We start from the raw sequence: 13345 nt of genomic DNA, 5'->3' as shown, positions 1-13345 counted from the left end.
AGACGAGCTGCCCTCAGCTTCAACCAGGTTGCTGCGACAACCCGGCGGTGCAGGTCTCTCACCTCACTCGACTCCACGGCGCCTCGTGGCGCACCCACCCGCTACGACAGGACCCGCGAGTCCTACCAGGGCATCGTCACCATCGCATCCGTCCTGCTCTGGATTTGATCTTTGAAGACGGACCCTGGGCCCTCCTTCGGATCACGTCGGATCAGCGGGCGTCGTTGGAGTGCGTGCCTCGGCGGCGGACGCCCGGCGCGATCCGAAAGAGGACCCAGGAGTCTTCAACGGGCACTCGGGGGCGATTCAGCGGGCGCGCTCGCGCCATCACGTGTCGGAGTCGTGGGCTACCGTGCCTCCTGCTCTGACCAGATCGGTGGTCAGGACGGGAGGAACGGGGGCGACATGGACGAGGGCGGATCGGAACCGGGGGACGTCCTGCGGGAGTGGGAGCGGATCGTCCGCCGGGTCCGGCGGCACGCGCCGGAGGCGCTCGCCGGGCTCGACGGCCCGGGGGACCCGGTGGCGATCGAGGCGGCGCAGCGCCGCATGGGCGTCGTCCTCCCGCCGGAGTTGCGGGCCTGGCTGGCGACGAGCGGCCTCGGCAGGCCCCGGACGGACGGCGGCCGCAACACGCTGGTGGCGTTCGGACACGACGGGGTCCTGCCGACCGGGGGGCTGCTGCTCGGCCTCACGGACGTCGAGCGGGTCCACGGGTTCAAGCAGTCCCTGGAGGAGTCCGACCCGCCGGACGGCGACCACGTCGGCTGGCGCGGCTGGTGGGTGCCGATCACCGCCGAGCGCGACGGGTTCTCCGGGCGTTTCCTCGACACCCGCACCGGCGCGGTCGGGGCGTGGAGCGAGGGGGAGCTCCCGTCGGAGGGCCTCCACCCTTCGCTGTCCGCCTTCCTGCGCGCGGCCGCGGACGAGCTCGAAGGAGTGCCCGCCGCGACGGGGGACGGTCCGGACGTCCGGGGCCGGCAGGGCCCGGACGACGGGGCCGTCCGGGCCTGGGCGCGGCGCAACGGCCACGCGGTCAACGACCGCGGCAGGATCCCGTCCCCCTCCGCGAGGCCTGGCAGGCGGCGCGGGCCGACGGCTGACGGTCCGCCACCGGTGGTTCCTGCCGGGCAGGCGGCGACCCTCGTACGAACGAGTGATCTACCGTGGCAAGCGGCGGGCCCGGCCCGGTTCGACCACGTCCGGTGCCTTCGGCGGGTGTTAGTTTCGAACTCCTCGTCGGGTCGGGCCGGCGCCGGCCGACGGCGCGCGGACTGCGCGTCCGTCGAGCGGTTCCCTGTCCGATCGGCGTCGTGAGGTGGCCGGGTGGCTGTGTGGTCGCGGCGTGCGGTGCTGGCCGGCCTCGTCTCCGCGCCGGTCCTGACGGCGGGTTGTGTCGCCGGTAGGGCCGGCAGGGCGGTGCCTGACGGCGAGTCGGGCAGCGGGGCGGCGTCGGAGGACCCGGGGCCCGCCGGCTACCGGCGGTTGCCCGTCCCGCCGCTCGCGGAGTCCCGTACGGAGGACGGCGTGCGGTGGTTCACGCTGGAGGCGCGGACCGGCCGGGCGGAGATCGTGCCGGGGAGGTCCACGCCGACCTGGGGCTACTCGCAGGACCTGCTCGGTCCGACGCTGCGCGCCCGCACCGGTGAGACGGTGGGCGTGCGGGTCCGCAACCGGCTGCCCGAGCCGACGTCCGTCCACTGGCACGGCATGCACCTGCCCGCGGCGTGCGACGGCGGCCCGCACCAGACGATCGCCCCGGACGCCGCCTGGGAGCCGTCGTGGACGATCGCCCAGCCCGCGGCGACCCTCTGGTACCACCCGCACCCGCACGGCTCGACCCAGCTGCACGCCTACCGCGGTCTGGCCGGCCTGTTCCTCGTCGACGACGGGACGGGCGCGGGCGCCGCCCTGCCGCACGAGTACGGCGTCGACGACCTCCCCGTCATCCTGCAGGACAAGAAGCTCAACGCCGACGGCACCCTGGACGAGCGCAACGACACCGGGACGGGACTGACCGGCCCGACGGTGACGGTGAACGGGATCGCGGGCGCGTACGCACCGGTGGCCACCGACCGGGTGCGGCTGCGCATCCTCAACGGCTCGACGATGCGGGTCTACAACCTCGGTCTGGACGACGACGGCGAGTTCGAGATGGTGGGCTCCGACGGCGGGCTGCTCGCCGCACCCGTCCGGCTCCGCCGCCTCGTCCTGACCCCCGGGGAGCGGGCGGAGGTCGTCGTCGGCCTGCAGGCGGGCCGGCCGCGCACCCTGCGGTCCTTCCCCGCCCCGCTGCCCGCCAGGAAGGGCCGCGGCCCGTCCGCCGGAGCCGCCCAGGGCGAGGAGTTCGAGCTCCTGCGCCTGGACCCGGGACCGCAGCTCCGCGCGGGCGTGGCGACGCCCCCGGCGCTGGCCGTGATCCCCCCGCCGGTGACGGCGTCCGCGGTGGCGCGCACCTTCGAGCTCGACGGCAACACCATCAACGGCCTGCCGATGGACATGGAGCGGATCGACGTCACCGCCACCGTCGACGTCCCGGAGGTCTGGACGGTGACGAACACCCACAACCGGGTGCACAACTTCCACGTCCACGACAACCACTTCCAGGTCCTCGACGTCAACGGCGGCCCTCCCCCGCCGGAACTCGCCGGCTGGAAGGACACCGTCTCCGTGCCGCCGTCCGGTTCGGTGCGCCTCGCCGTGGTCTTCCGCGACTACGCGGACCCGCGGAGCCCGTACATGTACCACTGCCATCTGATGCGCCACGAGGACGACGGCATGATGGGCCAGTTCGTGGTCGTCGGGAAGGGCGGGCGGACGGGCTGAGCACTCCCCCCGGGCGGGGGCGGCGGCGCCCCCGCTCCCGGGTGTCGGCGGATCAGTCGACGGTGAGGACGATCTTGCCGGTGGTGCGGCCCTGCTCGCCGATCTCGTGCGCCTCGGCCGCCTGCGCCAGCGGCAGGACGGTCTCGACCACGGGCTTCAGTGCGCCGCGCTCCGCCAGGGCGGCGATCTCGCGCAGGCCGAGGTGGTCCGGCTCGACCAGGACCCACGCCGCCCGCACGCCGTCCGGAGCGGCCGGGACGTCGTCCGGGCCGGGCAGGGTGATCAGCCGGCCGCCGGTCCTGAGCACCTTCAGGGAGCGTTCGGCGGTCTCGCCGCCGAGGCCGTCCAGCACCACGTCGACGTCGGAGACCACGTCCTCGAACCGGACCGCGCGGTAGTCGACCACCTCGTCCGCGCCCAGCTCCCGCAGCAGGTCGTGCTTGCCGGCACTGGCCGTGCCGATGACGTACGCGCCGCGGGCCTTGGCGATCTGCACGGCGAAGTGGCCGACGCCGCCGGCCGCCGCGTGCACCAGCACCCGCTCCCCGGGGCGGACGTCGGCCGCGTCCACCAGGGCCTGCCAGGCGGTCAGCGCGGCCAGCGGCAGCGCCGCGGCCTCCACGTGCGTCAGGTTGGCGGGCTTGGGCGCGAGGTGGCGGGCCGGTGCGACCACGTACTCGGCGTACCCGCCGGCCTGGCGGGGGAAGAGCGGCATCCCGTAGACCTCGTCGCCGGGGCGGAAGATCCCGACGCCGGGGCCGACGGCCTCGACCGTGCCGGACACGTCCCAGCCGACCGCCGGCACCGCGCCCCACTCGATGAGGGCGCCGCCGGCCCGGGTCTTCCAGTCCACCGGGTTCACCCCGGCCGCGTGCACCCGCACCAGGACCTCGTTCAGCCCGGGCTCGGGCCGCTCGACCTCGCGCTCGACCAGGTTCTCGGGCCCGCCCCACTGCTCCACGACCACCGCACGCATGTCTGTTCCTCGTCCTTCGTTCGCGTTCCCGTGCGCCGGGCTCCCCGGCGACGCAGTCAACGATCCGGCACCCGGGCCCGGCGCGGTGTTGGCCGTTCGGTCACCATGTGACAGGATCTGGCCATGGCCGGATCGCGGATGGACATGACGGAGAGCGAGCGGAAGCGGACGCCGGGTGCACCGGGCCGGCCGCACCGGATCGCCGTGCTCGCCCTGCCCGGGGTCCCGCCCTTCGAGCTCGGCATCCCGTCCCGCGTCTTCGGCAGCGCCGAGGACGCCGAGCGGCGCCCGCTCTACGAGGTCACCGTCTGCACGGCCGACGGCGCCCCCGTCCTCAGCGACGCCGGCTTCACCGTGCAGCCGGCCGCCGGCCCCGAGGCGCTGGCCGCCGCGGACACCGTGATCGTCCCGCCGACGCACGCCATGCCCGAGCTCGGCCACGGCGGTCCCCTGCCGCCCGAGGTCTCGGCGGCCATCGCCGGGATCCGGCCCGGCACCCGGCTGGTGTCGATCTGCACCGGCTCGTACGTGCTCGCCGCGGCCGGCCTGCTCGACGGCCGGCCGGCCACCACGCACTGGAACCTCGCCCCGGAGTTCCGCCGGGCCTACCCGGACGTCAAGGTCGACGAGGACGTCCTGTTCGTCGACGACGGCGACGTGCTGACCTCCGCCGGTGTCGCCGCCGGCGTCGACCTGTGCCTGCACATGATCCGCCGCGACCACGGCGCGGCCGTCGCCAACCGGGCCGCCCGCATGTGCGTCGTGCCGCCGTGGCGGGACGGCGGGCAGGCGCAGTACATCGACCGGCCCGTCCCGGAGCCCACCGTCGCCAGCACCACCGCCACCCGCGCCTGGGCCCTGGAGCACCTCGGCGAGCCGCTGCCCCTCGACCGGCTCGCCGAGCACGCGCGGATGAGCCTGCGCTCCTTCACCCGGCGGTTCCGCGACGAGGTCGGCATGACCCCGGTGCAGTGGCTGACCGCCCAGCGCCTGGAACTCGCCAAGCACCTGCTGGAGACCACCGACCTGCCGATCGACCTGGTCGCGCACCGGGCCGGCCTCGGCTCGGGCAACTCGCTGCGCACCCACATGCGGACGGCCTTCGGGGTCTCACCCGCCGCCTACCGCCGCACCTTCAGCCCCCACGACACCGTCACCGCCGTCCCCGCCGCCGGGGCGCGCCGCTGACGGTCCGGCGGGCGGCACCGCCCCGCCCGGGCGGGTGGCACGCCGGCGGCGATCCGCGCGGACGGCCCCGGGGCAGCGGTGGGGCGCGCCCCGGGACCCGCGAGGCGGCCGGCCACTGCTCGGCCGGCCGCCCGTTCGTCGCGACGACCGCGGCTGTGCGCCGATGTTAGAGCCGGTCGGCGCCGCTGTCACCGGACCGCGCGATGGACACCTTCGATGCGTCGCTCCCGCCCACTGCCGTACGGGCGGCCGCGCCGGACGGGAGTGCGGTCGGGGCCCTCGGTGCACGGCGAGCGACCGGGCCCGGTGCGCTGATGCGCACCGGGCCCGGTCGGTTGGTAGCGGGGACAGGATTTGAACCTGCGACCTCTGGGTTATGAGCCCAGCGAGCTACCGAGCTGCTCCACCCCGCGTCGGCGTCCCAGACTCTACGGCACGGGGGCCGCGGAACGCGAACCACTTCCGCCGGGTCGGCGCGCCGGCCCGCGCGGGGGCGGCGATCGCCGTCGGCGGCGTCTCCAGCCAGCGGCGGTGGGCGGCCTCCTGGTCGGCGGCGGTGGCCGCCAGGTGCGCGGGGGCGGGGGCGAGGATCGGCAGGGCGGGAAGCTCGGTGCCGGCGGCGGGCGACAGGAGCAGGTAGGCCTCCTCGCCACCGCTCTCGCGCAGGAACCCGCTGGGCCACGCGTCGCGGCGGGCGCCGGCGACGGCGAGCAGCCAGCCGAGCGGCTCCAGTCGGCGGCGGGCGTCGAGGAGGGCGCCGAAGCCGTCCCATCCGGTGCCCTCGACGTGCCCCCAGGGGCCGTCGGCCCGGATCGTGTAGGTCTGCCGCCGCGGGGCGTCCTCGTCGAACCAGCAGGCCAGACGGCAGGGGGCGGTGCGGCCGCGGTCGGTGGTGGACAGGGCGAGGGCGCTCGGGTTCTCGGTGCGCAGCTGGGGGCTCACGGTCGGTCGGTCCGTCCTGGCGGCAGGGCGCCCGGTCCCGGTGCGGGCTCGGGTGCGGTCGTGGTGGTGGGGGTCGGCGCGGTGGCCGTCGCCCCGTCAGAGGAGGACGAGCAGCTTGGTGCCCGGCACCAGCTTCCGGTTCACGGAGGTCGACTGGACGAAGACGGTGTACGAGGGGTTCTCGCCCGGCTTGACGGTGGCCTCCGAGGCCGGCAGGCCCAGGAGTTGACGGGCCGCCGGGCCGGAGAACACCCTGCCCGTCATCCGGCCGGTAGCCGGGTCCTTCTCCGCCACGGCGAGCTGCTTGGTGCCCTGGATCTTCTCCCGCTTGGAGAGCTCGTAGAAGGCGCAGCCGGTCGTGTAGGCGTGGCCGGCGCTGGTGACGAACTCGCGGATCGGCAGCTGCTGGTCGACCGGGACGAGGATGTACTTGCCGGTGTCCAGCGCGTCGAGGTTGGCCTTCACCTCGTCGGTGCTCAGGTCCTGGCCCATGGCGAAGAGGTTCCTGGTCCCGCGGACGCCCTGCTCGCGGCCGCGGAGGAAGCTGGTGGCGGCGGACTTGACGGTGCCGATGGCCTCCTCGACGCCCTTGCTGGAGTCGGCGTCCCAGATCGCGATGTTGCCCGCCGGGAAGCCGTACTCCTGGGCGGTGCGCTTGGCCAGGGAGTTGGGGACGAGGATCGCCGACGTCCAGTGGTCGGGGAGGTCGTCCATGGCACCCTTGATCCGGTTCATCCAGGTGCGCAGGGTGGCGGCGCCGCGGTCGCCGCCGACGCGGGTGTGCATCCGGCCGGTCTCCGACCAGCCGGAGGCGTTCTCCTCGCCGTCGGTGACGACGACCTGGAGGAAGGAGTGCTCGCCGTACCCCTCCCAGATGTTCTTCAGGTCGTCGACCGACTTCACGGCCGCCTCGATCAGCGCCGTCGCACCGCCGTCGACCGCGTAGAGGCCCCGCAGGGACGGCAGGTGCTTCACGTCCATGTCCCAGACCAGGTTCTCCACCTCGTGGTCGAAGGCGTAGAGGCTGATGCGGGTCTCGTGACCGAGCCGGTCGGACTCCTCCTGGAGGCCCTTCACGAACTCGTCGACGACGCGGACGAGCTGCGCCTCGTGCTGACGCATCGAGCCGGACTTGTCGACCACCAGTGAGACGTGGTTGACCTTGTGCTTGATCCTGTTCGCAGACATGGTTCCGCCCCTTTTCCAACGCAATTCCGGCGCCGTTCCCGGCGCCCCCTCCGACGTTGGTTCCACAGTACGGGCGAGCACTGACAGTCCCTCCTGACCTGGGATCATGCAGGTTCCGACCCGGCCCTTTCCGGAAGAGCGTGTACTGACACATGCTCACGGGGAGGATCCTGCCGCGGAATTCCGGCCGGGGATTCTCCGAGCGGTCCGGCCAGGGCCCGCAGCAGGGCCCGGGCCGCGGTGTCGTTCTGGCGGAAGGCGGGGGCGTCGGTCCGCGGCCGCGCGAAGGCCGCGTAGCTGCGGGCGTTGGTGTGCGGGCCGAGGGCGAGCCGCCGGGGGTGCGGGGCGCCGCCGAGGGCCGGGTCCAGCAGGCCGCCGTCGGCGGCGACCTCGACCAGGCCGGAGCGGTGGGTGTGCCCGGCGTCGGCGAGCACCTCCTCGCGGATCCGGCCGGCGCGCAGCAGGCCCCGCAGCACCGGGTCGGCGGTGCGGTCGGCGGAGTGCCTCGGCAGGCGGGCCTCGATCAGGGCGGTGGCCCGGACCCGGCGCCCGGGCACGGTGGGGCTGCGGGCGACGAAGGTGCCGTCGCTCTCGTCCCGGTCGATCGCGGTGTCGGCGCCGAGGAAGCGCACGACGCCGGCCTCGGAGAGGGCGAGCAGTTGCCGCAGTCGGAAGCCGGGCGGCCCGGAGGCGAGGTGGCTGAAGAACCCCGTCCACCAGCCGTCGAGGTCCTCGGCGACCGAGCGGGCGGAGAGCCGGCCGGAGGCCAGCAGCCTCGGCAGCTGTCCGTGGAGCGACAGCAGGGCGAGGAAGGCGCCGAGGTCGGCGCTGTGCGCGGGGTCGGCCCGGCGGTCGGCGTCGGCGCGGACGTGGGCCCGCAGGTGCCGCTGCAGGGATTCGCCGTCGGGCAGGCGCACGCCGGTGAGCGGCCGGTCCAGGTGCTCGAAGTCCAGCCGGTCGGCCGGGTCGGGCACGGCCGCGGCGACGAACGCCTCCCGCTCCGGTCCGTACCAGTCGAGCCGGTCGTAGGCGGCGAGGAACTCCGGCCAGGGCAGCGCGGTGCGTTCCGGGTGGGCGTGGAACAGCTCGTGGTAGTGGCCGAAGCCGATCTCCTTGGCCATCAGCGGCCAGACGTCGCGGCGCAGTTCGAGCCGGCCGGGCCGGGCGACGAGGGCGTCGACGGCGGCCGCACCGAAGTGGCGCGGCAGCGGGGCGGGCGGCCCCTGCAGCCGGTAGTGGGTCTTGGAGTGGTACGGCACCCCGCGGCGGGAGCCGAGGTGGACCACCGGTTCACGGCCCGAGGGCAGGTAGCGCAGCCCGTCGGCGGCGTGCTCGAAGCGGCCGCCGCGCCCCTCGGTGAGCAGCGAGACCAGGTCGACGGCGGCCAGGCCCATGCCGCGCAGCAGGACGTGCTCGCCGGGCCGCAGCGCGGAGAGGTCCGCGTCGGCGGAGTAGGCGGGCGGCAGGTGGAAGCGGCCGTGCCGGGCGGCGAAGGCGGCGTTCGCGCGGTGCTGCGGCTCGGGTGCCGAGTCGAGGTGGCCGAGGGCGAGGACGACCCGGTCGGCGGTGAGCACCCGGTCGGTGAGCCGGACGGACTGCGGGCCGTCGGCGGGGCCGGTGACGGCGTGCGCGGTGTCCCGGTGCACGGTGACGGTGACGTGCGGGGGCAGCTCGGCCACGGCGCGCCGGAACACCCAGTCCAGGTAGGCGCTCTGGGCGCGGCGGGTCGGGAAGTCGGACGGGGCGAGGGTGCGCAGTTCCTCGGCGAGGGATGGGTCGGCCGGCGGCCGGTACGGCGGGTGGGCCTCGGGACGGGCGGCCCACTCGGCGAGGGACGGTCCGGGCCGGACGGGTCCGGTGACGGTGGACCGTTCGTCGGTGAACATGGTGACGTCCTCGGCCATCGAGTTCATCCGCAGCAGCGGGGACTGCTCGTGCCGCCAGATCCGGCCGCCGCCGGGCGGGTGCGGGTCCACCAGGTGGATGTGCAACGGCCCGTTCGCGGGCAGGAGTTCGGGTGCGTTGGCGGCGATCCGCTCCAGCAGTCCGGTGCCGCGGGGCCCGGCGCCGACGATCACCAGCACGCTCACCGGGCCGGCTCCCGCCGTACGGTGCCGAGTGCCGTCCGCAGCCGGGCGAGCGGGGTCGGCGGGGGCGCGGCGCGGTCGGCGCCACGGGCGTAGTACCGCTCGACGTGGTACTGGCCCGCGGAGAGCACGCTGGTCACCGCGACGTACCAGAGGGTGGCCACCACCAGCAGCGGGATCACCTGGTAGGTCTGGTTGTAGATCAGCTGCGCGGAGAACAGCAGGTCGTGCACGGCCAGCACGCTGACGATGCTGGTGCCCTTGAGGGTGCCGATCAGCATGTTGCCGGCGGTCGGCACGATCGAGCGCATCGCCTGCGGCAGGACGATCCGGCGCAGGACGCGGGCGGGGCGCAGTCCGAGCGACTGGGCGGCCTCCAGCTGGCCCTGGTCGACGGAGAGGATGCCGGCCCGGACGACCTCGGCGGCGAACGCGGCTTCGTGCAGGGTGAGTCCGACGATCGCGGTGGCGGTCGGGCCGAGCAGGTTCACCGTTTTCACGCTGAGCAGCTCCGGCCCGTACGGGACGCCGAGCGAGAGCGTCGGGTAGAGCGCGCCGATGTTGAACCAGAAGAGCAGTTGGACGAGGACGGGCGTGGCACGGAAGACCCAGACGTAGCCGCGGCTCAGGGCGGCGAGCACCGGGTTGCCGGACAGCCGGGCGGCCGCGAGCAGGGTGCCGAGGGCGAAGCCGAGCGCCGTGACGGCAGCCGTCAGCCAGAGGGTGAGCACCAGTCCGTGCAGGATCGCGGTCGAGGTGAGGTACTGGCCGACCACGTCCCACTGGAAGGCGCGGTTGTGCGCGGCCGAGTTCAGCAGCAGTCCGACGGCGAGTAGGGCGAGCACGGCGGCGGCCGTCCGGCCGGGGCGGCGGCGGGCGACGATCGGCAGGTCGGTGTCGGCGGGCGGTGGGGCGAGGGCGGCGGGCAGGACGTCGTGCGACGTGGTCATGGGGGCTCCAGGGGCGGACGCGGGCAGGGGTCTGCTGGTCCGTCACGCACGCCGCGTCCCTCAACACGGCGGGAGCCGACGGGACTTCGGCCGGCTCCTGGGCACCTCGCTCGGGGTCGATCGTACGCGTGCCCGATCGGCGGGTGTCAAGGGCGGTCCGGCTGCCCCGGATCCGGACGGAGGTTGACGAACTCCACGGTTCACTGCTCAACTTGCCGCATGTACGCCGAGCAGCCCCTGGTCACGCGCGGCCACATCGACTTCGGTCGGGTGTGGTCCGCGGCGTGTTGCGGCTGACCCGGCAGCAGGCCGGCTGACCGGCCCGCCGTCCCTGCGGGCGGCACTCCCTCGTCCGCCCCGCCGTGCGGGGCCGGCCTCCCGTCCGCCGCTGCGGACTCCCGGCACGCTGCCGCTGCCCTCCCGCGCACCCGCTCCCGCCGATGCACCGTCGGCGTCCGTCGCGCACCCGTCCGTCCACCACCCGTACTCCCGGGCGGCCGATGCCGCGCGCCCCGCCGCGCGCGTGCTCCGCCGTGCCCGCCCACCGTAGAGAGGCCTGCCCCATGCCCGTCGAGTTCCTCGGCATCGCCGCCACCGGCGACGGCTCGGAGACCACGCCCCGCACCACCGCCGCGTTCGACCGCGAGTACACCCTGCGGCTCGCCCGCGCCCACGAGGACAACGGCTGGGACCGCGTGCTGTTCGCCTACGGCGCCGGCTCCCCGGAGCCCGCCGCGGCCGCCGCCTTCCTCGCCTCGAAGCTGGACCGGCTGCAGATCCTGCTGGCGCACCGCCCGAACGTCTCGTACCCGACGTTCGCGGCGAAGACCTTCGCCACCCTGGACCGGATCAGCGACGGCCGGCTGACCGTCCACTTCATCACCGGCGGCAACGACCACGAGCAGCGCCGCGAGGGCGACTACCTCACCAAGGACGAACGCTACGAGCGCACCCGCGAGTACATCGGCATCGTCAAGAAGGCCTGGACCTCGCACGAGCCGTTCGACCACCACGGCACCCACTACCGGTTCGAGGACTTCGTCTCCGACGTCTTCCCCGTGCAGCAGCCCCGGCCGGGCGTGTCCTTCGGCGGCTCCTCGGCGGCGGCGTACGCGGCCGGCGGGGCCGAGGCGGACGTCTACTGCCTGTGGGGCGAGCCGCTGGCCCGCACCGCCGAGCAGATCGAGGAGGTCGAGCGGGCCGCCCGCGCCGCGGGCCGCACCGACATCCCGCGGATCCAGGTCGCGTTCCGGCCGATCATCGCCGCCACCGAGGAACTCGCCTGGGAGAAGGCGCACCGGACGGTCGGCGCGATCCGGGCCCGGCGGGCCGGTGGCGACCTGGTGCGGCGGAGGTCCGCGGACGCGCCGGAGAACACCGGCTCGCAGCGGCTGATCGCCATCGCCGAGGCCGGCGAGCGCTACGACCGTGCGCTGTGGACCCCGACCGCCGCCGCCACCGGCGGCGCCGGCAACTCCAATGCCCTGGTGGGCACTCCCGAGACGGTGGCCGAGGCGCTGCTCGACTACTACGACCTGGGCGTGGACATCATCTCCGCCCGCGGCTACGACCACGTGGACGACGCCGTCGACTTCGGCCGGTACGTCATCCCGATCGTCCGGGAGGAGGTCGCCAAGCGGGACGCCGCGAAGGCGGCCGCCCTGGCCGCGGCGGAGGAGCGCGACCGGCGGCAGCCGGTCGCGGCCCGGGCGTGAGCACCACCGTCGAGATCCGGGCCGTCCGGCTGGACGACCCGGTCGCCGAGCCGCTGGTGCGCGAGCTCACCCACGAGTACCTCAGCCGCTACGGACCCGGCGGGTACGAGGAGATGGCCCGCCACCCGCCCGAGGAGTTCACCCCGCCGGGCGGTCTGCTGCTGCTCCTGCTGGAGCGGGGCGCGCCGGTCGCCGGCGGTGCGTACCGGCGCCACGGCGATCCCGGCACCGCCGAGGTGAAGCGGATGTGGACGCACTCGGCGCACCGGCGCCGCGGCCTCGCCCGGCGGGTCCTCGGCGAACTGGAGCGGGCCGCGACCGCCGGGGGCTACCGGCGGATCCTCCTCACCACGGGCTCCCGGCAGCCGGAGGCCAGGCAGCTCTACCTGGCGGCCGGCTACACCCCGCTGTTCGACCTGGACGCGCCCCCGGGCGCGCTGCACCCGCTGCCCTTCGAGAAGCACCTGACGGACCGCCGCCCGGCGGCCGCCGAACCGAGAGAGGCCCCCGAACCGTGAGACGCACACCCGCCGTTGTCGCAGCCGCCGCAGTGTTCCTGCTGGCCGGCTGCGGCGCGGACCCGGCACCGGCCCGGCCCGCCGTCGGAGCCTCCGCGGTCGAGGCCGCCTCGCACGACGTGGTCTCCGGCGTGCGGAAGGTCGACGCGGTGGCCGCGCTGCTGCCCGAGGAGGTCAGGAGGGCCGGCACGATCCGGCTCGGCGGCGCCGTCGGCACCCCGCCGAGCGCCTTCTACCCCGACCCGGCGAAGAGGACCCCGGCCGGGCTGGACGTCGACGTCGCCGACGCCGTCGCCGAGGTCCTCGGCCTCACCGTGCAGCGCGAGGACGCCGCCTTCGAGACCATCCTGCCCGCCCTCGGCAGCGGCAAGTACGACGTCGGCACCGGCAACTTCGGCGTCACCACCGCCCGGCTGAGGACGATCGACTTCGTCACCTACGTCGACGACGGCCAGGGCTTCGCCGTCCGCAAGGACGACACCCGGCTGCAGCAGGTCACCGACCTCGTCCAGCTCTGCGGCCTGGTCATCGGCACCGGCGCCGGCACCACCTTCGAGACCACGCTGAACGCGAAGAAGGACGTCTGCGCCGCGGCCGGCCGCAAGCCCTACGAGGTCAGGGCGTTCTCCGACAGCGGCGCCGTCCTCACCGGGCTGCAGCAGGGCCGGATCGACGTCGTGATGTCCACCATCAACGGGCTGCGCCACCAGGCCGCCCAGCCCGCCGCCGGCACCCGCTTCCTCGGCGAGTTCCACCGCCTCGACGTCGGCTTCGCGTTCAAGAAGGGCTCGCCGCTCACCCCAGCCTTCCAGGCCGCCGTCAACCGGTTGATCGAGGACGGCACGTACGCGCGCATCCTGCAGAAATGGGGCACCCAGGACTCCGCCGTCACCACCTCGCGGATCAGCCCGCCCGAGCACCCGTGATCCCGTGTCCGCCCCGCAGAGGGGTCCCG

The 13345-nt window shown here is 74.8% G+C and carries 11 protein-coding genes and 1 tRNA gene; 6 read left to right on the top strand and 6 right to left on the bottom strand.

Annotated elements, in window-relative coordinates; genetic code table 11:
* Window positions 1-405 precede the first annotated feature (405 nt).
* Together AB0442_RS03505 and AB0442_RS03500 are read left to right on the top strand one after the other, a co-directional pair.
* Window positions 406-1317, top strand: coding sequence for a hypothetical protein (locus AB0442_RS03505; protein WP_366160326.1), 912 nt, complete (start codon window positions 406-408; stop codon window positions 1315-1317).
* A gap of 102 nt (window positions 1318-1419) precedes the next feature.
* A complete protein-coding gene (locus tag AB0442_RS03500) occupies window positions 1420-2826 on the top strand; it encodes a multicopper oxidase domain-containing protein (protein ID WP_366160324.1) in 1407 nt (468 codons plus the stop codon).
* 52 nt (window positions 2827-2878) lie between these two features.
* Here the strand turns inward: AB0442_RS03500 and AB0442_RS03495 are convergent, their stop codons facing one another.
* Window positions 2879-3802 carry an NADP-dependent oxidoreductase gene (locus AB0442_RS03495; protein WP_366160322.1) on the bottom strand — a complete coding sequence of 308 codons (924 nt, stop codon included), beginning with the start codon at window positions 3800-3802 and terminating at the stop codon, window positions 2879-2881.
* A 138-nt stretch (window positions 3803-3940) separates the two neighbouring features.
* On the opposite strand from AB0442_RS03495, the gene AB0442_RS03490 reads away from it, so the two are divergent.
* Window positions 3941-4990: a helix-turn-helix domain-containing protein gene (locus AB0442_RS03490; protein ID WP_363540747.1), complete on the top strand. Its 1050-nt coding sequence runs from the start codon at window positions 3941-3943 to the stop codon at window positions 4988-4990.
* A 336-nt stretch (window positions 4991-5326) separates the two neighbouring features.
* Here AB0442_RS03490 and AB0442_RS03485 read toward each other — a convergent pair.
* The 5 genes from AB0442_RS03485 to AB0442_RS03465 all read right to left on the bottom strand — a co-directional run bounded on the left by AB0442_RS03485 (window position 5327) and on the right by AB0442_RS03465 (window position 10157).
* Window positions 5327-5403, bottom strand: a tRNA-Met gene (locus tag AB0442_RS03485).
* Window positions 5381-5932 carry a hypothetical protein gene (locus AB0442_RS03480; RefSeq protein WP_366160321.1) on the bottom strand — a complete coding sequence of 184 codons (552 nt, stop codon included), beginning with the start codon at window positions 5930-5932 and terminating at the stop codon, window positions 5381-5383. Before AB0442_RS03480 ends, AB0442_RS03485 begins: the two co-directional genes overlap by 23 nt.
* A gap of 96 nt (window positions 5933-6028) precedes the next feature.
* Window positions 6029-7120, bottom strand: a complete 1092-nt coding sequence (locus AB0442_RS03475) for a vWA domain-containing protein (RefSeq protein WP_366160320.1) — start codon at window positions 7118-7120, stop codon at window positions 6029-6031.
* Between the two features lie 104 nt (window positions 7121-7224).
* A complete protein-coding gene (locus AB0442_RS03470; protein WP_366160318.1) occupies window positions 7225-9210 on the bottom strand; it encodes an FAD/NAD(P)-binding protein in 1986 nt (661 codons plus the stop codon).
* Window positions 9207-10157: an amino acid ABC transporter permease gene (locus tag AB0442_RS03465; protein ID WP_366160316.1), complete on the bottom strand. Its 951-nt coding sequence runs from the start codon at window positions 10155-10157 to the stop codon at window positions 9207-9209. The genes AB0442_RS03470 and AB0442_RS03465 overlap by 4 nt, the downstream gene beginning before the upstream one ends.
* A gap of 563 nt (window positions 10158-10720) precedes the next feature.
* On the opposite strand from AB0442_RS03465, the gene AB0442_RS03460 reads away from it, so the two are divergent.
* From AB0442_RS03460 to AB0442_RS03450, 3 genes are read left to right on the top strand one after another with little or no spacing between them, the layout of a single operon-like run.
* Complete coding sequence (locus AB0442_RS03460; protein WP_366160314.1) at window positions 10721-11872, top strand: LLM class flavin-dependent oxidoreductase; 1152 nt, start codon at window positions 10721-10723, stop codon at window positions 11870-11872.
* On the top strand, window positions 11869-12390 hold the full coding sequence (locus AB0442_RS03455; RefSeq protein ID WP_366160313.1) for a GNAT family N-acetyltransferase: 522 nt from the start codon (window positions 11869-11871) through the stop codon (window positions 12388-12390). The genes AB0442_RS03460 and AB0442_RS03455 overlap by 4 nt, the downstream gene beginning before the upstream one ends.
* A complete protein-coding gene (locus AB0442_RS03450; RefSeq protein WP_366160312.1) occupies window positions 12387-13316 on the top strand; it encodes an ABC transporter substrate-binding protein in 930 nt (309 codons plus the stop codon). Before AB0442_RS03455 ends, AB0442_RS03450 begins: the two co-directional genes overlap by 4 nt.
* Window positions 13317-13345 lie beyond the last annotated feature (29 nt).

The sequence above is a fragment of the Kitasatospora sp. NPDC085895 genome, assembly GCF_040702125.1.
Classification (GTDB): Bacteria; Actinomycetota; Actinomycetes; order Streptomycetales; family Streptomycetaceae; genus Kitasatospora; species Kitasatospora arboriphila.
This window is presented reverse-complemented; position numbering and strand designations above follow the sequence as displayed.